Raw genomic sequence first — 22,253 nt, 5'->3', positions numbered from 1 at the left:
GGCTAACAACGTCAGTGTGTCGGTCCCGCGGGGGCGGCGTCCGCCTCGCCGCCCACGCGAGCGACGGAGCAAGTTCGACGTCTACTTCCAGATCGCCCGTACGCCGTACTCGGCGACGTCGGTTCAGGCTTCGTCGAACAACTCTTCGCCCTCGACCATGTGCTCCGCGACCGCGTCGTAGTCGAGCGTCAGGCCGAGACCCGGCTCCTCCGGGATCTCCATCCGGCCCTCCCGGATGAGGTCGTCCTCCTCGACGAGGTCCTCCCACCAGCCCAGCTGGTAGGAGTGGTACTCGACCGCCAGCGAGTTCGGGATGGCCGCGGCGACCTGCGCGGAGGCCATGGTGCCGACCGGCGAGGAGACGTTGTGCATCGCCACCGGGATGTAGTACATCTCGGCGAGGTCGGCGATCTTGCGGGTCTCGCGCATCCCGCCGACCCGGGGCAGGTCGGGCGCGATGATGTCGACCGCCTGTGGCTCGAGCAGCGTGCGCTGGCCGTGCTTGCGGTAGACGTTCTCGCCGACCGCGATGGGGGTCGTCGTGGACTGGGTGACGTTGGCCTGGACGTCGTGGTTCTCCGGCGGGACGGGGTCCTCGAGCCACCAGACGTCGTACTCCTCGAGCTTCCGGGCGAGTCGCTTTGCGCTGCCCGCCGAGAACGACCAGTGGCAGTCGAACGCGACGTCGGCCCGGTCGCCCACGCGCTCGGTGACGTTCTCGACGATCTCGACCTTGTGGTCGATCTCGGGGTTGCGGAGGTGGCGGTTCGCGCGGTCCTTCTCGTGGCCCGACGGCACGTCGAGGTCGAACTTGATGGCGTCGTAGCCCAGCTCCTCGACGACGCGGACGCCCTCCTCGGCGCAGGCCTGGGGGTCGGCCTCGTCCTCGGTGTGGAGGTCGCAGTAGATGCGGACCTCGTCGCGGTACTTCCCGCCGACGAGCTGGTAGGCGGGGACGCCGAGCAGCTTCCCGGCGGCGTCGTGGAGCGCGATCTCGACGCCCGAGATGGCCGAGATGACCTTCCCGGAGATCGAGCCCTCGCCCGACATCTTCTGGATCATGTGCTCGTAGAGCCGGTCGATGTCCAGCGGGTTCTCGCCGACCACGAACGGCTTCATCCGTTCGATGATCTCGGCGTCGCCCCCGCCCCAGTAGGACTCGCCGATGCCGGTGACGCCGGCGTCGGTGTAGACCTGGACCAGGATCCAGGGGTAGTTGCCGTCGACCATCGTCGTCTGGACGTCGGTGATCTCGGCGTCCCGCACGCCGCCGCGCTCGCTGGTGAGACCCATCGTCTCGCCCGACAGGTCACGCATCGTATACTCCGCGTTCGGGTCGCGGAGCTTCGCGTGGTCAACCATTGCGTGCGAGATATTCCCAGAGTGGATAGTAAAGGTTGGGATTGTCGGGCGGTCTCGGGGCGTTCCGGCGCTCGGCCCGGCTCGGAGGGCGGGCTCGACCGCGAACGACTCGCCGACTCGCGGACCAGGCCCCGCCGACTACTCCACTGCGACCGTCTCGCCGGTCTCGGCCGCCTCGTAGATAGCTCCGAGCGCGCGCATGTCGACCAGCGCGTGCTCGCCGTCGGGCGACGGCGCGACCTCCCGGAGGACGCGGTCGGCGAAGTAGTCGAACTCCTCGGTCATCTCGTCGCCCATCAGGTCCCGGCGGCCGTCGTCGATCTCGACCTCGCGGCCGTCCGGCTGTCGGAGCCGGAGCGTCTGGGGCGTCTGGCCGAGGAACGACGGCTCCAGGATCAGTTCGCCCTCAGTGCCGACGATCCGGAAGTGGCCCGAGAGGTGGGCGTGCTGGCTCGCGGTGCAGGCGGCGTACGTCCCGTCGTCGAACTCGATGGTGAAGGCGGCGTGCTGGTCGGGCACCTTCCTGAACGCCTCGTCCTCGGAGTGCATCTGGGCGGTGACGCTCGTCGGGTCGGCGTCGAGCACGAACCGCGCGGTGTTCAGCGGGTAGATGCCCAGGTCCATCACGGTCGCGCCGTAGCCCGCGAGCTTGGGGTCGAGCCGCCACTGGTCGGGGTCGCCCGAGACCACGTCGAGCATCTGCTGGCCCATGTGGCCGTGGACCGCGACCGGGTCGCCGATCGCGCCGTCGCGGACGAGTTCGCGCATCCGGCGGACCTGCGGGTCGGTCTGCATCCGGTAGGCCACCATCAGGGGGGCGCCCGCGCCCTCGACCGCCGCGACCAGCTCCTCGGCCCGGTCGACCGTCGCCTCCACCGGCTTCTCGCAGAGCACGGCCTTGCCGTGGTCGGCGGCCGCCTCCGCGTACGGCAGGTGGTAGGCGTTCGGGGTGCAGACGTACGCCGCGTCGTACTCGTCGGTCGCGGCGCCGTCGACGAACTCGTCGTACGTGACGGCGGCGGTGATGGTATCGGTCTCTGCCTCGTCGGCGACCGACTCGGCCTTCTCGCGGCTGGAGCTGACCGCGACGGTCGTCTCGCAGAACTTCGAGTCGTCGACCGCGGGGATGGCCTGCTCGCGGGTCCACCAGCCGAGCCCGACCATCGCGATCCGCAGGGTGCCGTCCTCGAGTTCCTCCCAGTCTCGCCGCCGGACGCTGCGCAGGTAGTCGTCGACTGCCATACTCGCGTGGTCCGGGCCGACCGGCAAAAGTGTAGTGGACCGGTGCGGGACGTGCAGCGGACCGCGGGGAGGTGGAGTCGAATCTTCGCGCGACCGAAAAAGTGGTATGGAAGGCTTCGGTACTTGTAGGCGATGACGGAGAAGAACTACGTGAACGGTGAGTGGGTCGAATCCGAGACCGGCGACACCGTCGAGGTCGAGAACCCCGCCGACCCGAGCGAGGTCGTCGCGAGCTACCAGCAGTCGAGCCGGGCCGACGCGACCGAGGCCGTCGAGGCCGCGGCCGCCGCACAGGACGAGTGGGCCGCCACGCCCGGCCCCGAGCGGGGTCGCGTCCTGCGGGCGGCCGGCAACTGGCTGGCCGAGCGCAAGGAGGGGCTGACCGAACAGCTCGTCGCCGAGGAGGGCAAGGCGTACGCCGAGGCCAGCGGCGAGGTCCAGCGCGCCATCGACATCTTCCACTACTTCGCGGGGAAGGCCGCCGACCTCGGCGGCACCGTCAAGGGCCCGAGCGCGGGCGACCAGCACCTCTACACGGTGAAGGAGCCGGTGGGGGTCGCCGCGCTCATCACTCCGTGGAACTACCCCATCGCCATTCCGGCCTGGAAGCTCGCGCCCGCGCTGGCCGCCGGCAACACCGTCGTCCTCAAGCCGGCGTCGGTCGCTCCCGGCCCCGCGGTCGAGCTCGCGAAGGCGCTCGACGAGGCCGGCCTGCCCGCCGGCGCGCTCAACGTCGTCACCGGCCCCGGCAGCACGGTCGGCACCGAGTTCATCGAGTACGAGGCGGTCGACGCCGTCTCGTTCACCGGCTCCAGCGAGGTCGGCCAGATGGTGTACGACCAGGCGACCGACGCCGGCAAGCGCGTCCAGACCGAGCTCGGCGGCAAGAACCCGACCGTCGTGAGCGCCTCGGCCGACCCCGCGGAGGCGGCCGACATCGTCGCGAACGGCGGGTTCGGCACCACCGGCCAGTCCTGCACCGCCTGCTCGCGGGCCGTCGTCCACGAGGACGTCTACGACGAGTTCGTCGACGAGCTCGTCGACCGCGCCGAGTCCGTCGACATCGGCCCCGGCCTCGACCACGAGATGGGCCCGCAGGTCAGCGCCGACGAGCTCGAGTCCACCCTCGACTACATCGAGATTGCGCAGGACGAGGGCGCGACCCTCGCGGCCGGCGGCGGCACCCCCGAGTCGGCCGAGACCGAGTCGGGCTACTTCGTCGAGCCGACCGTCTTCACCGACGTCGACAGCGACATGCGCATCGCCCAGGAGGAGGTGTTCGGCCCGGTCGTCGCGGTCATCGAGGTCGGCGACTTCGAGGAGGCGCTCGACGTGGCCAACGACGTCGACTACGGCCTCTCGGCCAGCGTCGTCACCGACGACCACACCGAGGCCAACCGGTTCGTCGACGAGATCGAGGCCGGCGTCGCGAAGGTCAACGCCAAGACCACCGGGCTGGAGCTCCACGTCCCGTTCGGCGGGTTCAAGCGCTCGTCGAGCGAGACCTGGCGCGAGCAGGGCGACGAGGGCCTGGAGTTCTACACCATCGAGAAGACGGTGTACGACAGCTACTGAGTCCGAGTCGACGGTTACGGAGTCCCAGTCGGTCGCCGCACAGGTACGCCGGTTCCCCGCCGGCGTGACGGCCGGTCCGGCGACCCGACAGCGTCTGTCCCACTTCTGCGCGTTCGGGTGTCCAGCGCGACAGTAGTTCCGAGAAACAGTCCTGCGAGACCTGGTGATCTGCAGCGACGGCGTCCCGGACGCGGCTACGCGACCGCGTCGATGCCGACGCAGACGAACTCGAAGCGGGCGCCGCCCGACTCGCTCTCGTCGACCGCGACCGACCAGTCGTGGGCCTCGGCGATCTGGCGGACGATCGTGAGCCCGAACCCGGTGCCGCCGTCGGCGGTCGAGAACCCCCGCTCGAACACCCGGTCGCGGTCGTCTTCGGGGACGCCGGGCCCGTCGTCGGCGACGGAGAACCCCGTCTCCGTCGCGCCGACCGTGACGGTGACGTCGGGGCCGGCGTGCTCCCGGGCGTTCCGGAACAGGTCCTCGAAGAGCCGGCGCAGGCGGGGCCGGTCGGCCTGTATCGACGACGTCGATTCGACGTCGAGCGCCATGTCGGCGGTGTCGACCGCCTCCCACGCGTCGGTCGCGACCGCCTCCAGGTCGACGTCCGCGGCGTCGTCGACGGTCGCGCCGTACCGGACGAGGTCGAGGATGTCCCCGACCAGCGCCTCGATCCGGTCGAGGCTGGTCTCGACGGCGTCGAGCCGCTCGCGGTCGACGTCGCCGGCGACGAGGTCGAGGTTGCCCCGCGCGACGGTGAGCGGGTAGCGCAGGCCGTGCGAGAGGAGGCTCGCGAACTGCTGGAGCCGCTCGTTCTGGCGCTCCAGCCGCTGCTCGTACTTCTTGCGCTCGGTGATGTCGAGCGTGATGCCGACGGTGCCCGCCAGGTTCCCGTCGGCGTCGTACCACGGCGCCTTCGACGTCGAGGAGTAGCCGTGCCAGCCGTGCTCGGCGACGGTGTCGAGCCCCTCGACCGCGTAGCTCTCGGTCTTGTCGAGGATGGGCGACTCGGTCGCCATCACGTGACGCTCGTCGGCGGTCGCCTCGACCGCGGCCTCGGTGCGGTAGAGGTCGAAGTCGGTCTTGCCGAGGACGTCCGCGGCCGACCGGTGGACCTTCCCCTCCTCGTTCGTGATGGGCCGGTCGGCGTCGCTGCCGACGATGCTGTCGCTGACCCGGACGTGGCGCCCCCGCTCGTCCTTGAAGTAGACCGAGATGGGGATGGAGGCCAGAAACGAGTTGAGCATGCTGCTGTCGCGCTCGAGCTCCCGCCGGGATCGGTGATCGTCGACGACCCGGCGGACCCGCGCGACCAGGTCGGCCGTCTCTGAGGTGCCGACGTGGTCGGCCGCGCCCGCGTCGAGCGCTTCGGCGACGCCGACGTCGTCGGAGCAGACGACCACGGGCGCCGTCCGGTCGGACGCCTGGACCGCCGCGAGCACGTCCCGGTAGTCGCCGTCGGGCAGTTCCGCCCGGGTGACGACGCAGTCGTAGCGCCGGTCGGCCAGCGCCGAGCGCGCGCCCTCGCAGGTCTCGGCCGACTCGACCGAGAACCCGTCGTCGCCGAGTGCGTCGACGGCCGCGGCGCGTCTGTCGGCGTCGCCGTCGACCGCGAGCACCGCGTTCGGGGTGTCGTCCTGCGTTATCATACCCGTACGGGAGGTAGCAGCTGCAAAATCATTCGCGCATCGTTCCGCGCGTTCGTCGGTGAACGTAACATCGGGAATCGTGACCTGGCGTGAGTGCTACTCCGAGGCCGGGACCACCTCGAACGAGGCCGCCCGGTCGCCGACCAGGACGCGGTAGGTCCCGGGCTCGACGACGCGGCCGGTCCGCGGCTTGTAGAAGCCGAACCGCTCGGCAGGGAGCGAGAGCTCGACGGTCGCGGACTCGCCGGGCGCCAGGTCGACGCGGTCGAACCCGACCAGCGTCCGGACGGGCCGGACCCGGGAGCTGGTCTCCTGGCGGGCGTACACCTGGACCGTCTCGGTGCCGGCGCGCTCGCCGGTGTTCGACACGTCGACGGCGACCGCGACGTCGCCCTCGGGCGCGACCTCCGGGGTCGAGACGGTGAGGTCGCCGTACTCGAACTCGGTGTAGCTCAGCCCGTGGCCGAACTCGTACAGCGGGTCGTAGGAGTCGGGGTGCTCGTCGTCGCCGATGGGCGTGGGGTGCGCGAGGTGGTCGAAGTGCTGGGGGAGGTCGGCCGCGGACCGCGGCACCGACACCGGGAGCCGGCCGCTGGGGTCGTTGTCGCCGAACAGCGTCTCGGCGACCGCGGCGCCGCCCTCGGTCCCGGGGTAGTAGGCCATGAGGATTGCCGGAACGTTGCGGTCCAGCCAGTCGACCGCGAGGGGTCGGCCGGTGATCAGGACGCCGACCACGGGCGTCCCGGTCTCGTGGACCCGCCGGACCAGCTCCCGCTGGGCGTCGGAGAGCCCGAGTTCCGACCGGGTCGGCCACTCGCCGGTCTCGATTCCCGCCTGGACCGACGGGCCGAACTCGTGGAGGTACCAGCCCTCGCCGAGCGCGAGCACCGCGACGTCGGCCTCGCGGGCTTTCGCCACTGCGGCGTCGACGTCGAGCTCCTCGTTGAGCGTCGTCCCCTGCTCGTGGGTAACGGTCCCCCCGGCGCGGTCCCGGACGGCTTCGAGCACCGTCGGGCCGGGGACGTCGGTCGGTTCGGTGACGCTCCAGCCGCCGAGCTGGTGGACCAGGTCGTCGGCGTTCGGGCCGCCCACGAACACGTCCTCGTCGCCCGACAGCGGGAGGAGCCCGTCGTTCTTCAGCAGCGTCATGCTGTCGCGGGCGACGTCGCGAGCGGTCCGGCGGTGCTCGTCGCAGGCCAGCGTCTCGCGGGCGTGGTCCATGTCGACGTACGGGTCCTCGAACAGGCCGAGCTCGAACTTGAGCCGGAGGACGCGTCGGACCGCATCGTCGACGACGTCGGCGTCGAGGTCGCCGGACTCCAGCAAGTCGGTCAGGTGCGCGGCGTGCTCGACGTGGCCGACCGACTCGACGTCGAGGCCCGCCTCGCGGGCCTGCCGGATGCCGTCGCGGTGGTCGGCGGCGGTCCCGTGGTCGTCGTGGAGGTGGCGGACGCCCGCCCAGTCCGAGACCACGTGGCCGTCGAAGCCCAGTTCGTCCCGCAGCAGGTCGGTCAGGAAGTACCGCGACCCGTGCATCGGTTCGCCGTCGATGGAGTTGTACGAGGGCATCACCGACTCGACGCCCGCGTCGAGCGCGGCCTCGAACGGCGGGACGAACACGTTCCGGAGCCTGTACTCCGAGACGTCGACCGGCGAGGCGTCCTCGCCGCGCTCGGGCTCGCCGTACGCCGGGAAGTGCTTCGCGGTGGCGACGACCGCGTCGGGGTCGCCGAGCCCGTCGCCCTGGTAGCCCCGGACCTTCGCGGCGGCCAGCTCGGCGCAGAGCCGGGGGCTCTCGCCGAACGTCTCGAAGATGCGGCCCCACCGGGGCTCGCGGCCGACGTCGCAGGTCGGCGCGTAGTTCTGGTGGGCGCCGGTCCGGCGCACCTCGGTCGCCGTGATACTCGCGGCGTCCTCGACCGCCGCGGGGTCCCAGGTCGCCGCGGCGCCCAGCCCGTTCGGGAACACGGTCGCCCCCGCGACGTAGGCGTGGCCGTGGACCGCGTCGACGTTCAGCAGCAGCGGAATCCCCAGCCGGGTCTCCTCGGTGGCCACCCGCTGGAGGTCGTTGGCGGCCGCGACCACCTCGTCGACCCGCTTGGCGGGCGAGCCCGCCCAGCCGAACGGGGCGGCCACCCCGAGGTGGTGGTCCCGGACCGCGTCGGCGACGTCCTCGAACTCGTTGGCGGCGAAGTCGAGGTTCCCCAGCCACGTGCCGACCAGCTGGCCGGCCTTCTCGGCGTCGGTCATCCGTCCGAGCAGGTCGTCGACGCGCTCGGCGGTCGGCGCGTCGGACCGCAGGTACGTCGGCTCCTCGTCCTCGTGCATTGTTCGCACACCTTTACTCGTAGCATAATAAATCATTTGCTCGCAGTGACGCGGCGTCCGCGGGGCTCACGCGGCGAGATTCTGCGGCGAGAGCGGACGGAAGGGGAGGGAGCGGGCGTTACGATCGGTCGGCCTCGGCCGGCGGCGTCGGCGCGAGCGCGCCCGACTCGACCATCTCCTCGAGGGGGTTGCCGTCGATCTCCAGCGGGAAGTCGACCCGGCCGCGCCGGCGGACCGACTCGTAGCCGCCGAACAGTATCTCGGCGGTGTTGAGCCCGCGCCGGCCCGACAGCACCGACTCCCGGCCGGTCTCCAGCGCGTCGACGACCTCCGCGACCGCCCGGTCGTGGAACCGCGAGCCGAACCGGCCGTCCTCGTCGGGCGTGTGGTGCATCGTCTCGCCGTCGACGTCGACGGGGTGTCGGGCGCCGTCCTGTTCGAGTTCGAGCATCGGGCCGCCGTCGGCGTCGATGCGGAGCGCGCCGTCCCGGCCCCGGAGCAGGAGCGCGGCCCCGACGAAGTCCGACCCCTCGCCGGTCGAGACGCAGCCGTGGACGCCGTTCTCGTAGCGCCACTGGGCCCACATCTGGTTCTCCTGGTGGACGCCGAACCGGACGTCCTCCTCGCGGTAGTCGAGGCCGGCGATGATCCACTCGGCCGGACGGTCGTCGTTGAACATCCCCGCGAGGTCGACCGTGTGGGCGCCGGTGTCGTAGAAGTCGCCCCAGCCGATCTCGACCCGTTCGAGGTCGCCGATCGCCCCCTCGTCGAGCAGGCGCTCGGCCTCGGTGAACGGCCGGCCGAACCGGCGCTGGCGGTTGAACGTCAGCTGGACGCCGCGGTCCCGGCACTCCTCGACCATCCGCCGGGCGCCGGCCCAGGTGTAGGCCATCGGCTTCTCGCAGTGGACGGCCGCGACCCCCTCGCTGCGCGCGCAGTCGACGACGACGTCCGGGTGGACCTCGGGCGGGACCGCCACGCTGACCGCGTCGGGCGCGACCGCCCGGAGCATCTCGCGGTGGTCCTCGAAGACGTTCTCCGGCGGGAGGTCGAACGTCTCGGCGAACGCCTCGGCGTTCTCCGGGACGATGTCGGCGCAGGCGACCAGCCGGCACCGGTCGTGGTTGGCGTACGCCTCGGCGTGCCTGTACCCCATCGCGAAGCCGTCGACGGTCGGGTTCTCCGGGTCGGGGCCGGTTCCGATTATCGCTACGGTGTGCGTGTCCATCGGTGTGGCTCCCCGGTTTGGACACCCGTGTCATAATCTTTCTGTTGCCGCCGGGGTTCCGCCAACCGGGATTCCGTCGGAGGGAACTGCCGCCGGAGGGAGTTTTTTGACGCCGCGCTCCGTCGGCGTCGGTATGGAGAAGCGAACACTCGGCAGCACGGGATTCGAGGTCACCGAGATCGGTCTCGGGACGTGGAACGTGGGCCCGGCTTGGGGCGACGTGAGCGACGAGGAGGCCGGCGAGGCCGTGCGGACGGCGCTGGACGCCGGCGTCAACTTCCTCGACACCGCCGAAGTGTACGGCGACGGCCGGGCCGAGCGCATCATCGGCGAGGTGCTGGCCGACGAGGACCCCGGCGAGCGGATCTACGTCGCGACCAAGGCCGCGCCCGACCCCGACGGCGGCCACTCCGCCGAGGGGCTGGCCGAGTCGGTCGCCGGCTCGAAGGACCGGCTCGGGGTCGACGCGCTCGACCTGGTCCAGCTCCACTGCCCCGACACCGAGGCGTTCTACGACCCCGAGGTGTTCGACGCGCTCGAACGACTCAAGGCCGAGGGCGAGATCCGCCACGCCGGAGTCAGCGTCGAGACGGTCGAGGAGGCCCTGAAGGCCATCGAGTACCCGGTGGTCGAGTCGGTGCAGTTCATCTTCAACCCGCTCCGCCAGCGCCCGAACGAGCTGTTCTTCGAGGAGGCGGCCCGCCGCGACGTCGGGCTCATCGTGCGCGTACCCCTGGCCTCCGGGCTGCTGGCCGACGCGTTCGACGATGTCGCGGACCTCGCGGAGGGCGACCACCGGCGCGCGGCCGCCGAGGAGGGCGTCGACGCGGGCGTGGGCACCAAGGGCGGCGAGACGTTCGCGGGCGTCCCGTTCGAGGCGGGACTGGCGGCGGTCGCGGACCTCCGGGAGTACGTCCCCGAGGACGCCACGATGGCCCAGTTCGCGCTCCGGTGGATCCTCGACCACGACGCGGTGAGCACGGTGATTCCGGGGTCGACGACGCCCGCCCACGTCCGGGAGAACGTCGCGGCCGCCGACCTCCCGCCGCTCTCCCACGAGACCCGCGGCGGGGTCCGGGACGTCTACGAGGAGCACGTCTACGAGCACGTCCACCACCGCTGGTGAGCGCCGCCGACCCCCACGTATTTACCGGACGGACCGCATCGTACGTCCATGACCACTGATTCGTCGGAGCCGCTCGACGGAACCGACCCCGAGTCGGTCAGCCCGGACGACGTCGACGAGGCCGAGGTGCGGGCCGCGCTCGCATCGTCGAGCCCGCTGGTGAAACAGACGGGCGTCGACGTCTGCGAGACCCTCGCCGAGGCGGACGTCGACGCCGTGCGCCCGTACCTCGACGACGTCGCCGCGCTGGCCGACGACGACAACGCCGCGATCGCGCTGCGGGCCATCGCGGTCCTCGACGAAGTGGCCGGCGAGGACCCGGCGGCGATGGAGGGACGGGTGGCCGGCCTGGTCAGCGCGGCAGACGCCGAGGTCGTCGACGTCCAGCTGACCGCCGCGACCGCCCTGGGGAAGCTCGTGGTCGCGCGGCCCGACCTCGTCGCGCCGTACGCGAGCCGACTGGCCGAGGCGATCCGGGACACCGAACCCGACCCCGAACCAGAGGACGTCGGCGACCTCGTCGACGACCGGGTGACCCGGCGCACCATCGCGGAGCACGTGGAGGGCGAGCGCAAGCGCCGGACGTCCGGCCGGCGCACGCTGGTCAACGTCGCGGTCGCGGTCACCGAGGAGGAGCCCGAGGCGGCGTTCGACGCGGCGGAGGGCCTCGTCGCGCTGCTCGACGACGTGGACCCGGGCGTCGCGGGCGGCGCGGTCGACGCGCTCGGCGAACTGGCGAAGGCCGACCCCGAGGTCGTCGCGCCGGCGAGCGACCGGCTGACCGAGTGCCTCGACCACGACAGAACCGTCGTGCGTGCGCGCGCGGTGCGGGCGCTGGGCCACCTCGGCGACGACGCGGCGGTGCCCGACCTCCGGCGGGTCGCGGAGGCCGACGACGACGAGGACGTCCGGGAGCTCGCGGCCGAGACGGCCGACTTCCTCGCGGACGCGTCGTAGAAAGAGCCGCTCTCCTGTCGCAGCGGAGTCAGTCGTCGTCCATCGCGCGCTTCGTGCAGTACCAGTAGGCCCCGCTGAAGAGGGCGAACAGCCCGACCACGAGCACGATGTCGATGATGAGGATGGGGTACACCCGGTCGCCCGGGCCGACGAACGGGATCGAGAGCGCGAGGAGGAAGCCCATCGCGGCCAGCACGCCGATGATCACCCGCATCTGCCTGCGCTGGGCGCAGACCAGGTCAAGCAGCGCCGACGTCTTCGACATATCGTGTAGTCGGCAGACGCGCGTCAAAAACCTAGTGGTGCCGACGCTACTCGGCCGGCACACGACCGTGCTCGTCGGGGATGCCCGAGTGCTCGTAGAAGTAGTCGGTGAGCGCCTCGCACCACCGCTCGGCCTGCGCGAGCTGCTCGTCGAAGCGCCGAGCGACGTGGCGGTGGCGCCGGTCGTCGACCTTCCCTTCCAGGTCGTTCCACAGCTCCCGGAGGCGCTCGACCTCCGCGACGCCCGCGAAGCAGTTGTCGTAGAGCCGCTGGATCACGGTGGTCCCGTCGGCGAGCTCGTGGCCCCACGGCAGGTGGTGGAAGAACAGCAGCAGCTCATCGGGGCAGGTCTCGACCGACTCGTAGCGCTCGGCCACCGGGTCTCGGTACTGGGCGGCGTAGCCGCTCCCGCTGGAAGTACGGTCGACGCCGACGCCGTCCGCGGTCGCGCCGTGGTAACCGGGCCACTCGCCGGGCGAGGGGTAGTAGTGGTTCTCCAGGTACTCCTCGCCGTTGTGCATCATGTGCATCAGTCCGAGGCCGCCGGTAGTGTAGTCGACGTTGGCCTCGTAGGAGGCGCGGAGTATCTCGGTGACGGTGTCGACGACCGCCTCGTCGGCGCCGAACGTCCGGCGGGCCCACTCCTCGGTGGCTCCCTCGACCGACAGGTCGGGGTCCCACGCCGCCCGGCCGAAGGCGTAGAGGTTCGCCTGCGCGAGGTAGTGGCCGGTCCAACTGTGGTCCTCGCCGACGCTGCCGACCCCGACGATCCCCTCGCCGTCGCCGCGGAACAGCGACTTCACGGGCGTCCCCTCGCCGTCGGTGCGGGTGTCGAACTCGAACACCTCCTTCCACATCGGGAGGTGGTAGGTCGCGTGGACGCCCTGGCCGGTGTACTCCCCGGTGATCTGGAGCTCCAGGGCCAGGTCGGTCTCCGGCATCGCGCCGAACAGCGTCGATACCGGCTCGCGGGGCTGGAAGTCGATCGGGCCGTTCTTGACCTGGACGGTGACGTTGTCGGCGAACTCGCCGTCGAGCGGCTCGAACGTCTCGTAGGCCTGGACCGCCCGGTCCTCGTGGGAGCCGTAGACGAAGGCGCGCCACCAGACCCGGCCGCCGTGGGGTTCCAGCGCCTGCGCGATGGCGTTCGCGCCGTCGACGTGGTCGCGACCGTAGTCGTAGGGGCCGGCCTGGCCCTCCGAGTCGGCCTTGACCAGGAAGCCGCCGAAGTCGGGGATCAGGTCGTACACCTCGTCGGCCTTCCGGCGCCACCACGCCCGGACGTCCTCGTCGAGCGGGTCGGCGGTGTCGAGGTCCCCGACCAGCATCGGCGCCGCGAAGTTGACCGAGAGGTAGGTCCGGATGCCGTAGCGCCTGAACACCGACGCGAGGCCGGTGAGGTCCTCGAGCCGGCGGGATTCGAGCAGCTGCCACCCCTCGAACGCGTCGAACGCCTCGTTGGCGCTCGCCCGGGGCGGCTTGGTCGTGTTGACGTTGTTGAGGACGACGCCGTTGACGCCGACCGACGCGAGGAGGCGGGCGTAGTCCTCGTAGCGCTCCCGGAGGTCGGGGAGCCGCTCGAAGTCGAAGATGGACTCGCCGCCGTAGCCGCGCTCGACCGACCGGCGGAACGGGGTGTCCCAGTGGTCGATGAGCCGGTGGGCGTGGGCGGGCTCCTCGCGGACGTCCAGGTCGTCGACCAGGGCGCCCGCGCTCAGCAGCCCCAGGAGCCGGAAGGTGCCGTACACCAGGCCCCGGTCGGTCGGGGCGGTCACGACGAGGCAGTCCGCGCCGTTCCACGTCGCCGACCGGAGGAGGTAGCCCCCGTCGGCGAGCGATTCGACCGCTTCGACCGGGACCGACTCGGCGATCATCGCCATGTCGTCGGGGGTGCCCACGGCGAGGAACCCCTCGACGGTCTCGGGCGGGTGCTGCCAGAGGTGCGGTTCCTCGCCGAGCAGGTCGGGGAGCGCCCGCCGGAGTTCGTCGCGGACCGCGGCGAGTTCGGGGGCCTTCTCCGCGACGTACGCGTGCGCGCATCGCCGCCGGTAGGCGTCGCGGCGCTCGTCGTCCGCGACCGGGTCGTACCGGAGCCAGCAGTCGTCGTACTCGTTCATCGACGTATGCCCGGCGCGTCGCCGGCCCGGAAAAGAGTTATGTTCGTCGCCTCACACCCGTCGAACGGACGCTGTACCGCGGTGATGGCCGTTCCCGGGACGACCGACCGGACTCGCAATCGGCGGTGTGGCTCGGGCGTCTCGACCGACGGCCGAGCGACCCGGCGCGCGTCGAGCGGCGTCCCACCGGCCGTGCCGGTGCGAACGCCGGATTCCGCCGATGAGTCATGAATGACCATCACAATGTTTATCACCCCCTATGTTAACATATACAGTGTTATGTCATCCGACAGCGGACGGGGCGAGTATAGCGATACGATTAGCCGCCGCACGATGCTCGCGGTGGCCGGGTCGTCGGGCATGGCCGCGCTGGCCGGCTGTTCCGGCGGTAACGAACCGCAGGATACCACGACCGACTCGGGGTCGGACACCACCGAGGGCGACGGCGGCGACGGCACCCAAACGACCGAGGGGTCGAACGTCAACGTCCACGACGTCGAGTACGTCGCGGCCTACACCGGCAACCCGGTCGACCTCCACTTCAACCAGGCGGCGAGCCAGAACTTCAGCTGGCCCGCCCACCGGAGCGTCTTCGCGCCGTTCCTGAAGTACTCGTTCAACAAGAAGAAGTTCCTGAAGGGCGCGCTCGAGGAGCTGCAGATCGACGGGCAGGAGGTCACGCTCACCTTCCGCGAGGACCTCAAGTGGGACGACGGCGACGACTGGACCACCGAGGACCTCGAGGTCCAGCTCCAGCTCGCGAAGAAGACCGGCAACACCCTCTGGGGCTACCTCGACGACTACGAGATCGTCGACGATCGGACCGCGAAGCTGATGCTGTCGGGGCCGACGAACCCCCAGATCATCAAGTTCGAGCTCACGAACTTCTTCGCCGACACCAAGAAGGAGGTCCACAGCGAGTGGCTCGACAAGTCGGAGTCGGAGTACCTCCAGTGGGCCTACGAGGACCCCGTGGCCACCGGCATGTGGTCGTTCGTGAGCAAGGGCCGCCAGGCGTTCGAGTTCGAGCGCAACGACCGGTTCTACAACGCGGGGAACGTCAACTTCAAGAACTTCACCATCGAGAGCTTCGGCGGGAACACGCCCCAGCACCAGGCGCTCATCGCGGGCGACCAGATCGACGCGGCGCCGAGCCTGTTCACGCCGCCGGAGATCGCCGACCGGTTCCCCGACCACGTGGTCGAGGTCAACATCCCGGCCAAGTGGGGGTACGGCATCGTGTTCAACCACAACGACCCCGACTTCGGCAAGCGGAAGGTCCGGCAGGCGATCGCCCACGTCATCAACCGCGAGCAGCTGGTCAAGAACGCCGGCCCGCGGACCAAGTTCGTGGCGCCCATCCCGTGCGGCATCGCGCCCAAGGACCAGAAGGACTGGCTGGGCGACTGGTACGGCGACTTCGAGACCTACGGCGCCAAGTCGAGCCAGACCGACAGGGCGGCGAAGCTCCTCGAGGAGGCCGGCTACTCCAAGAAGGGCGGCACCTGGCAGGACAGCAACGGCAACACGCTCGGCGGCAACTACTACTCGCCGGCGGGCTGGACCGACTGGACGACGATGACACAGACGGTCACCAGCCAGCTCAACAACTTCGGCTTCGACTTCTCGATCAGCACCAAGCCGACCAACGACTGGTTCAGCCAGTACTCCGGCAGCAACTTCAAGATGGGCAGCTTCTACTGGCTGCCCGGCGGGTCGCGGTCGGCGTTCCCGTACTTCCCGCTGTACTACCAGCTGTGGGCCTCCGACATCGGCGGCGGTCACAACTACCGGGAGAAGGCCGACACCACCCAGACCATCCCCGGTCGGAACGGCGGCCAGATGAAGCTCAACCCGCTGCAGACCGCCAAGGAGATCGCCCGGCAGCCCAACGACGAGAAGGCCCGGCCGTTCGTCCAGAAGGCCGCCTGGCACAGCCACATCGAACTCCCGTTCCTCGGGCTGGTCTCGAAGTTCGAGCAGTCCTGGACCACCGACGACGAGTGGACCACCGCCGCCGAGGGCAGCGAGAACCGCCGGGTCAAGTGGCCGCAGTGGTGGTGGGTCCACGAGGGCGACCTCCAGTACAAGGGATAGTTTCATAGCCACGGACCTCACTATCGTTTATCAACGAGAATGGTGAACTACTACCTCAGACGGACGGCCAGAATCCCGTTGACTATCCTCGCAGTCGCGACGCTCTCGTTCGGGCTGATCCGGTTGCTCCCCGGCGGCCCGTTCACCCAGCTGCGCATCCAGCTCATCCGCCAGGGGGTCCCGGCCGAGCAGGTCAACGCCCGCATCGAGGCGCTGCAGAACATCCGACCCGACGCGCCGCTCTGGCAGCAGTACCTCGACTACATCGTCGGCGTGTTCCAGCTGGACCTCGGGCAGTCGATCTCGCTGAACAAACCCGTCATGGACGTGCTCGCGCGGGCACTGCCCTGGACGGTGTTCCTGGTAGTGACGTCCACGGTGCTGATGTTCGTCGTGGGCGTCCTCATCGGGGCCGTCCAGGCGTACTGGGAGGGCTCGAAGTTCGACCAGCTGGCCTCGGGAGCGTCGATCTTCCTGATGTCGGTCCCGTACTACATCTTCGCGGTCATCTTCGTGTTCTTCCTGGGGTTCCAGTGGCGCGTGTTCCCGACCGGGAACGCGGTCGCCCGCGGGATCGAGGCGGGACTCACGCCGGAGTACATCGTGAGCGTGCTGCGTCACGCCACGCTGCCGATACTCGCGTTCGCCATCGGCGGCATCGGGTCGACCGCGCTCAACATGCGCGGAAACGGCATCCAGGTGCTCGGCGAGGAGTACGTCGAGGTCGCCCGGCTCCGCGGGCTCTCGGACGGTCGGATCGCGACCCGGTACGTCGCGAGCAACGCCATCCTGCCGATGTACACCGGACTGCTCCTGCTGATCGGGTTCCGGCTCGGCGGGACCGTGGTGCTCGAGCAGATCTTCTCGTACCCGGGGCTCGGCTACTACCTCATCCAGGCGGTCAACGCGAACGACTACCCGCTCATGATGGGGTGTTTCCTGGTCATCACGACCACCCTGGTGGTCGCGGTCTACGTCGCCGACATGACGTACGGACTCATCGACCCGCGCATCAGCGCAGGTGATTCGGATGGCTACTGAGTCGGACTCCTCCTCGGAGGAGATCGACTGGCGCTCGGAGGCGTCGGCGGCCGAGATGAGCCGGCGCGACCGGCTCGAGGAGTGGTACCGCCGGATGATCTACGAGCCCGCGGTCGTCGCGTGGTCGGACTCGCGCACGCGGCTCGGCATCCTCATCCTGAGCGTCTACCTGCTCATGGCGCTGGTGGCGGTGCTGGGGCTGTGGCGCGAGCCGAACCCGAGCCAGGCGCCGCGGCTCCTCCAGCCGTTCCAGAACTGGTCGTACCCGCTCGGGACGACCCAGTCGGGGGTCGACCTGCTGGCGCTCATCATCGACTCCACGCCGTTCATCCTGCTGATGGTGCTGGCCGGCGGCGTGTGGGCGACCGGCGTCGCGGTCGCGGTCGGCACGGTGTCGGGGTACAAGGGCGGCACGGTCGACGCCGTCATCACCACGATATCGGACTTCTTCATGTCGATCCCCGGCCTCCCGCTGGTCATCGTGCTGGCCATCACGCTGAGCCCGGAGAACCCCATCCTGCTCGGCGTGATCCTCACCATCAACTACTGGGCCGGCCTGGGACGGTCGATCCGGTCGCAGGTGCTCTCGATCCGCGAGGAGAGCTACGTCGAGGCGGCCCGGACGATGGGAACGAGCACGCCCCGCATCATCCTCAAGGACGTGCTCCCGAACATCATGCCGTACGTGATGGTCAACTTCGTGCTGGCCGCGCGCTACACGATCTTCGCGTCGGTGGGGCTGTACTTCATCGGCGTGCTGCCCTACTCGGGACAGAACTGGGGCGTCACCCTGAACAACGCGTACAGCAACGGCGCCCTGTTCGGCATGGAGACGCTCTACTGGCTGCTCGTCCCGATCGTCGCGATCGTGGGACTGGCCTTCGGGCTCATCCTGGTGAGCCAGGGGATGGACCGGATCTTCAACCCCCGGGTCCGGACCCGCCTCACCGGGGAGTCCGAGTCGGTCGAGGAGGAGAGCAGTTCGTCGACCACGGGGATGATGTAACATGGCTGTCGACAGTTCATCCAGCGATCAGGCGGTATCGAACGAGGTCGTCGAGGACCCCATCCTCGAGATCAGAGACACGAACGTCACCTACAGCGAGGGCGAGACGTACGTCCTCGAGGACGTCAACGTCGACATCGACCGGCACGAGGTGCTGGGCATCGTCGGCGAGAGCGGGAGCGGCAAGTCGATGTTCGCCTCCGCGCTGCTCGACGCCGTCCCCGACCCCGGTAAGCTCACCGGGAGCATCCGGTACAACCGGGAGGACGGCTCGACCGTCGACGTCCTGGAGCTGTCCGACGAGGAGCTCCGGCAGTTCCGCTGGGAGGAGGTGTCGATGGTGTTCCAGGGCGCGATGAGCTCGTTCAACCCGACCATGAAGGTCGGCGCCCACTTCAAGGAGACCCTGAAGGCCCACGACAAGGACGTCTCGGAGGGGCTGGAGTTCGCGCGCGAGCTGCTCGAGAGCCTCTACCTCGAACCCGAGCGGGTGCTCGACTCCTACCCCCACGAGCTGTCGGGCGGGATGCAGCAGCGCGCGCTGATCGCGCTGAGCATGGTGCTCGACCCGGAGGTGCTGGTGATGGACGAGCCGACCGCGGCGCTCGACCTGCTGATGCAGCGGTCGATCCTGCAGCTGCTCGACGACCTCCAGACCGAGTACGACCTGACCATCATCTTCATCACCCACGACCTCCCGCTGGTCGCGTCGCTGGCCGACCGGATGGCCATCATCTACGCGTTCCAGTTCGCCGAGATCGGCCCGCGCGACGAGATCATCGGCGACTCCGCGCACCCGTACACCCGGAAGCTGCTGAACGCGACGCCCAACCTCGACGCGCCGCTGACCGAGATGCAGCCCATCGAGGGCGAGGGGCCGGCGCCGGTCAACCTGCCGTCGGGCTGCCGGTTCCACCCGCGGTGTCCGCTCGCGACCGAGGAGTGCCGGACCGACGACCCGCCGTTCGCCGCCATCGACGGCGACGGCGGCACCCACCGGACGGCGTGCCACCACTGGCAGGAGGCCCGTGAGGAGATCCCGCTCAACTTCGGCGAGACCGCCGAGGAGTTCGACGACCGACCGGTCGAGACGGGTCGATCGACGGTCGAGGAGCGGGCCCGGGCGGGCGGCGAGACGCCGCTGCTGTCGCTCGACGACGTCGAGGTCCACTTCGACAAGGAGCAGAGCCTCATCGAGCGGTTCACGCAGGACCCCGACGTGGTGCGGGCGGTCGACGGCGTCTCGCTCGACATCCACGAGCAGGACCTGGTCTGCCTGCTCGGCGAGTCGGGGTGCGGCAAGACCACGCTGGGCAAGACGATGATCGGGCTCCAGCGCCCGACCGGCGGCTCGATCGAGTACCGCGGGCAGGACATCTGGGAGGCCAAGGACGGCGGCGCCGACGTCGAGATCTCCCACGAGGAGATCCGCCAGGCGCTCCAGATCATCCACCAGGACCCCGGGAGCGCGCTCAACCCCAACCGGCGCATCGTCAACATCCTCTCCGAGCCGCTCCGGCACACCCACCCGAACGTCGGCCAGGCCGAGCGCCGGAACCGGATGCGCTCGCTGCTCGAGCGGGTCGGGATGACGCCGGCCGACGACTTCCTCGACCGGTACCCCCACCAGCTCTCGGGCGGCGAGAAGCAGCGGGTCGCGCTGGCGCGGGCGCTGCTGATGGACCCCGACGCCATCCTGGCCGACGAGGCCATCAGCGCAGTCGACGTCTCGCTCCGCATCGAGATCATGGACCTGATGCTCGAGCTCCAGTCGGAGTTCGACACCTCGTTCCTGTTCATCTCCCACGACCTCTCGAACGCGCGGTACTTCGCCGAGCACGGCGACGGCCGCATCGCGGTGATGTACCTGGGCGAGATCGTCGAGATCGGGTCGGCCGAGCGGCTCATCCACGACCCGCGCCACCCCTACACCGAGGTGTTGCGGTGGGCGACGCCGAACCTCGACCTCGACGCGATGGACGCCGAGGAGCCGCCGATCCGGGAGATCGACGTGCCGGACCCGGTCGACCCGCCGTCGGGCTGCCGGTTCCACACCCGCTGTCCGGTCGCCCGCGAGGCCTGCCGCGAGCAGACGCCGGGGCTGATCGACCTCGACGACGCCGACGGGAAGGCCGCCTGCTTCCGCGAGGACCCGGACCACGAGTACTGGGACAGCGAGCCCCTCGAGGGCGCCACCGAGGAGCCCGAGGCGAGCGCCGAGCACTGAGACGCGCCGCACGCCCGATTTTTCGGCGGTGACGCGACCGGTCCGCCGCCGGCTTCGACCCGACGCCGACGAGCGTGGTGTAGTCGATGGTGACGGTCGGGCCGGGACGACAGTATTATTGAGCGAGCGGGTTTAGCCCGCCCCATGAAACGGTACGAGCCCGAGTGCGTCGACGGGACGCTGGTCCTGGTCGACGGCGACGACCGCGTCGAGGTCGGCGCGGTCGACGACGTCGTCGCCGCGATCGGCGGCGAGACCTACACCATCGAGTACGACCAGAGGCAGCGGACCCAGCCCTGGCTGGAGACCGACGACGACGGCGTCCTCGAGATCGACGTGCGCGAGACGGTGACGACGCTGCCCCACACCGAGGAGACGGTCTCGGAGCTCCGCGAGTACGGTACGGGGACCGAGCGGTACGGGCTGCCCCGGCGGACGGTCGAGTTCGCCGACCGGTTCGTCGACATCCTCGAGCGGCAGGGCCGCGAGGACGCCTGACGTAGGGCGACCCCGAGGCGGCCCGCGGTGCTCGGGCCGGCGAGCGACAAAACCTATTTGGCGCCGCTTTCCGAATCCGGGGGCATGGACACGACGTGGATGTTACCGCCGCGGCCGGACAGGCGGTGGACCATCGCCCGCCAGCTCGGGCTCTCGACCGCCGTGGTGCGGTTCTGGGGGGAGGAGGAGTGGTGGACGTACGACTCGCTGCTGCGGACCAGAAACCGGTTCGCCGACCACGGCCTCTCGCTCGACGTGGTCGAGGACCGGCCGCCGATGACGCGGACGGTGCTCGGCGAGGCGGGCCGCGACGAGGAGATCGCGACGGTCAAGCGCCTGCTCCGGAACATGGGCGAGGTCGGCATCGACGTCTACTGCTGGGTGTGGACCGAGAACCCCGTGGGCGTGCTTCGAACGTCCGACTCGGTCCGGCTCCGGGGCGACTCCCGGACGACGGCGTACGACCACGCCCAGTCAGAGCGCGCGCCAGAGCACCCGGCGGCCGGTATCTCGGAGGCCGAGCTCTGGGAGAACCTGGACTACTTCCTCGAGGAGGTCGTCCCGGTCGCCGAGGAGGCGGGCGTGAAGCTCGCGCTCCACCCCGACGACCCGCCGGTCGAGTCGGTCCGGGGCGTCCCCAGGCTGGTCAACTCCGTCGAGAACGTGCAGCGCATCCTCGACCTCCACGACAGCCCCAACCACGGGCTGACGTTCTGCCAGGGCAACTTCTCGGCGATGGGCGCAGACGTGCCCGAGGCGATCCGGCGGTTCGGCGACCGCATCCACTTCGTCCACTTCCGGGACGTCGAGGGGACCGCCGAGGAGTTCGTCGAGACATGGCACGAGGAGGGCCAGACCGACATGCTCGCGGCGATGGAGGCGTACCGCGACGTGGGGTTCGACGGGCCAATCCGTCCCGACCACGTGCCCCGGATGCTCGGCGAGGAGGACCGCGAGGACGCGATGTCGGGCTACACGGACACGGGCCGGCTGTTCGCCATCGGGTACATGAAGGGGCTGCTGGAACGGGTCGACGGGGAGTAAAGTCAGGGGAGGGTAACCGATCCACGAGCGACGACCGGCCGACCAATCGACTCCTGGCGGACTGAACGGGCGAGGCGGGCTCGCGCCGAAGGGGAGTCGTCTGAGCAGGCCCTATCCGAGCGACCGGAGGGAGCGAGGATATCCTGCTCAGCGACCGCGAGCCCGCCGAGGGCTTTCGAAATCACGTTCTCGTACGTTTCCGCGGCTTAACTCTCGCAGGGTGGCGTAGCGTTCGAGAGGTCCAGCGCCTTGCGAAGCGAGACCTCGAAAGCCCTCGGAGCGTTCCGGTCCCGCGGCTCGCTGCGCGCTTCCCTCGCTCCCTGCGGTCGCTCGGTCCAGTGCTTGCGTCGCCGGGGTTCCGGAACGCTCCTCGCCCTTTCAGTCCGCCAGGAGTTCGGTTGGTCGTTCGGCTGTGGGCGCGAATCTACGTCAGCTTCCCTCGGAACGATGATTCGCTCCCGCGTCCGAACCTTTATTGGCGGCGTCGGAGCA

General features: G+C 70.0%; 16 protein-coding genes. 9 read left to right on the top strand and 7 right to left on the bottom strand.

Features of this window, described 5'->3' with window-relative positions:
• Positions 1 to 123: 123 nt before the first annotated feature.
• Both ACQUQF_RS18220 and gfo6 read right to left on the bottom strand, forming a co-directional pair.
• The gene (locus ACQUQF_RS18220; protein WP_435180554.1) at positions 124 to 1,362 is read right to left on the bottom strand and encodes a mandelate racemase/muconate lactonizing enzyme family protein; all 1,239 of its coding nucleotides are present in this window, start codon (positions 1,360 to 1,362) and stop codon (positions 124 to 126) included.
• Between the two features lie 138 nt (positions 1,363 to 1,500).
• Complete coding sequence (gfo6, locus tag ACQUQF_RS18215; protein ID WP_435180553.1) at positions 1,501 to 2,604, bottom strand: D-xylose 1-dehydrogenase Gfo6; 1,104 nt, start codon at positions 2,602 to 2,604, stop codon at positions 1,501 to 1,503.
• Positions 2,605 to 2,736: 132 nt separating this feature from the next.
• Between gfo6 and ACQUQF_RS18210 the strand changes: the two genes are divergently transcribed.
• Positions 2,737 to 4,179: an aldehyde dehydrogenase family protein gene (locus ACQUQF_RS18210; protein ID WP_435180552.1), complete on the top strand. Its 1,443-nt coding sequence runs from the start codon at positions 2,737 to 2,739 to the stop codon at positions 4,177 to 4,179.
• Positions 4,180 to 4,373: 194 nt separating this feature from the next.
• Here the strand turns inward: ACQUQF_RS18210 and ACQUQF_RS18205 are convergent, their stop codons facing one another.
• The 3 genes from ACQUQF_RS18205 to ACQUQF_RS18195 all read right to left on the bottom strand — a co-directional run bounded on the left by ACQUQF_RS18205 (position 4,374) and on the right by ACQUQF_RS18195 (position 9,384).
• Positions 4,374 to 5,828 (bottom strand): ATP-binding protein, encoded by a 1,455-nt coding sequence (locus ACQUQF_RS18205; protein ID WP_435180551.1) that lies wholly within the window; start codon positions 5,826 to 5,828, stop codon positions 4,374 to 4,376.
• A gap of 96 nt (positions 5,829 to 5,924) precedes the next feature.
• Positions 5,925 to 8,156, bottom strand: a complete 2,232-nt coding sequence (locus ACQUQF_RS18200) for a glycoside hydrolase family 3 N-terminal domain-containing protein (protein WP_435180550.1) — start codon at positions 8,154 to 8,156, stop codon at positions 5,925 to 5,927.
• A 118-nt stretch (positions 8,157 to 8,274) separates the two neighbouring features.
• Positions 8,275 to 9,384, bottom strand: a complete 1,110-nt coding sequence (locus ACQUQF_RS18195) for a Gfo/Idh/MocA family protein (RefSeq protein WP_435180549.1) — start codon at positions 9,382 to 9,384, stop codon at positions 8,275 to 8,277.
• Between the two features lie 133 nt (positions 9,385 to 9,517).
• Here ACQUQF_RS18195 and ACQUQF_RS18190 point away from each other — a divergent pair, with 133 nt between their 5' ends.
• Together ACQUQF_RS18190 and ACQUQF_RS18185 are read left to right on the top strand one after the other, a co-directional pair.
• Positions 9,518 to 10,510, top strand: a complete 993-nt coding sequence (locus tag ACQUQF_RS18190) for an aldo/keto reductase (RefSeq protein ID WP_435180548.1) — start codon at positions 9,518 to 9,520, stop codon at positions 10,508 to 10,510.
• Positions 10,511 to 10,558: 48 nt separating this feature from the next.
• Complete coding sequence (locus ACQUQF_RS18185) at positions 10,559 to 11,467, top strand: HEAT repeat domain-containing protein (RefSeq protein ID WP_435180547.1); 909 nt, start codon at positions 10,559 to 10,561, stop codon at positions 11,465 to 11,467.
• A gap of 28 nt (positions 11,468 to 11,495) precedes the next feature.
• Here the strand turns inward: ACQUQF_RS18185 and ACQUQF_RS18180 are convergent, their stop codons facing one another.
• Together ACQUQF_RS18180 and ACQUQF_RS18175 are read right to left on the bottom strand one after the other, a co-directional pair.
• On the bottom strand, positions 11,496 to 11,732 hold the full coding sequence (locus tag ACQUQF_RS18180; RefSeq protein WP_435180546.1) for a hypothetical protein: 237 nt from the start codon (positions 11,730 to 11,732) through the stop codon (positions 11,496 to 11,498).
• A 46-nt stretch (positions 11,733 to 11,778) separates the two neighbouring features.
• The gene (locus ACQUQF_RS18175) at positions 11,779 to 13,848 is read right to left on the bottom strand and encodes an alpha-glucuronidase family glycosyl hydrolase (RefSeq protein ID WP_435180545.1); all 2,070 of its coding nucleotides are present in this window, start codon (positions 13,846 to 13,848) and stop codon (positions 11,779 to 11,781) included.
• Positions 13,849 to 14,127: 279 nt separating this feature from the next.
• On the opposite strand from ACQUQF_RS18175, the gene ACQUQF_RS18170 reads away from it, so the two are divergent.
• The 6 genes from ACQUQF_RS18170 to ACQUQF_RS18145 all read left to right on the top strand — a co-directional run bounded on the left by ACQUQF_RS18170 (position 14,128) and on the right by ACQUQF_RS18145 (position 21,761).
• Positions 14,128 to 15,945, top strand: coding sequence for an ABC transporter substrate-binding protein (locus tag ACQUQF_RS18170; RefSeq protein ID WP_435180544.1), 1,818 nt, complete (start codon positions 14,128 to 14,130; stop codon positions 15,943 to 15,945).
• Between the two features lie 39 nt (positions 15,946 to 15,984).
• A complete protein-coding gene (locus ACQUQF_RS18165) occupies positions 15,985 to 16,986 on the top strand; it encodes an ABC transporter permease (protein ID WP_435180543.1) in 1,002 nt (333 codons plus the stop codon).
• Complete coding sequence (locus ACQUQF_RS18160; RefSeq protein WP_435180542.1) at positions 16,976 to 17,992, top strand: ABC transporter permease; 1,017 nt, start codon at positions 16,976 to 16,978, stop codon at positions 17,990 to 17,992. Before ACQUQF_RS18165 ends, ACQUQF_RS18160 begins: the two co-directional genes overlap by 11 nt.
• A 1-nt stretch (position 17,993) precedes the next feature.
• On the top strand, positions 17,994 to 20,219 hold the full coding sequence (locus ACQUQF_RS18155; RefSeq protein WP_435180541.1) for an ABC transporter ATP-binding protein: 2,226 nt from the start codon (positions 17,994 to 17,996) through the stop codon (positions 20,217 to 20,219).
• A 144-nt stretch (positions 20,220 to 20,363) separates the two neighbouring features.
• Entirely contained in the window at positions 20,364 to 20,717 is a 354-nt protein-coding gene (locus ACQUQF_RS18150) for a hypothetical protein (protein WP_435180540.1), read from the top strand.
• Between the two features lie 84 nt (positions 20,718 to 20,801).
• Positions 20,802 to 21,761 (top strand): mannonate dehydratase, encoded by a 960-nt coding sequence (locus ACQUQF_RS18145; RefSeq protein ID WP_435180539.1) that lies wholly within the window; start codon positions 20,802 to 20,804, stop codon positions 21,759 to 21,761.
• Positions 21,762 to 22,253 lie beyond the last annotated feature (492 nt).

Source organism: Halorussus sp. AFM4, from assembly GCF_051194995.1.
Taxonomy (GTDB): Archaea; Halobacteriota; Halobacteria; order Halobacteriales; family Haladaptataceae; genus Halorussus.
This window is presented reverse-complemented; position numbering and strand designations above follow the sequence as displayed.

Coding starts and splice junctions, on each gene's coding strand:
- gfo6 (WP_435180553.1), bottom strand. CDS start 2,604: ATGGCAGTCGACGACTACCTGCGCAGCGTCCGGCGGCGAGACTGGGAG.
- ACQUQF_RS18185 (WP_435180547.1), top strand. CDS start 10,559: ATGACCACTGATTCGTCGGAGCCGCTCGACGGAACCGACCCCGAGTCG.
- ACQUQF_RS18145 (WP_435180539.1), top strand. CDS start 20,802: ATGGACACGACGTGGATGTTACCGCCGCGGCCGGACAGGCGGTGGACC.
- ACQUQF_RS18150 (WP_435180540.1), top strand. CDS start 20,364: ATGAAACGGTACGAGCCCGAGTGCGTCGACGGGACGCTGGTCCTGGTC.
- ACQUQF_RS18155 (WP_435180541.1), top strand. CDS start 17,994: ATGGCTGTCGACAGTTCATCCAGCGATCAGGCGGTATCGAACGAGGTC.
- ACQUQF_RS18195 (WP_435180549.1), bottom strand. CDS start 9,384: ATGGACACGCACACCGTAGCGATAATCGGAACCGGCCCCGACCCGGAG.
- ACQUQF_RS18205 (WP_435180551.1), bottom strand. CDS start 5,828: ATGATAACGCAGGACGACACCCCGAACGCGGTGCTCGCGGTCGACGGC.
- ACQUQF_RS18190 (WP_435180548.1), top strand. CDS start 9,518: ATGGAGAAGCGAACACTCGGCAGCACGGGATTCGAGGTCACCGAGATC.
- ACQUQF_RS18175 (WP_435180545.1), bottom strand. CDS start 13,848: ATGAACGAGTACGACGACTGCTGGCTCCGGTACGACCCGGTCGCGGAC.
- ACQUQF_RS18165 (WP_435180543.1), top strand. CDS start 15,985: ATGGTGAACTACTACCTCAGACGGACGGCCAGAATCCCGTTGACTATC.
- ACQUQF_RS18210 (WP_435180552.1), top strand. CDS start 2,737: ATGACGGAGAAGAACTACGTGAACGGTGAGTGGGTCGAATCCGAGACC.
- ACQUQF_RS18200 (WP_435180550.1), bottom strand. CDS start 8,156: ATGCACGAGGACGAGGAGCCGACGTACCTGCGGTCCGACGCGCCGACC.
- ACQUQF_RS18220 (WP_435180554.1), bottom strand. CDS start 1,362: ATGGTTGACCACGCGAAGCTCCGCGACCCGAACGCGGAGTATACGATG.
- ACQUQF_RS18180 (WP_435180546.1), bottom strand. CDS start 11,732: ATGTCGAAGACGTCGGCGCTGCTTGACCTGGTCTGCGCCCAGCGCAGG.
- ACQUQF_RS18170 (WP_435180544.1), top strand. CDS start 14,128: ATGTCATCCGACAGCGGACGGGGCGAGTATAGCGATACGATTAGCCGC.
- ACQUQF_RS18160 (WP_435180542.1), top strand. CDS start 16,976: ATGGCTACTGAGTCGGACTCCTCCTCGGAGGAGATCGACTGGCGCTCG.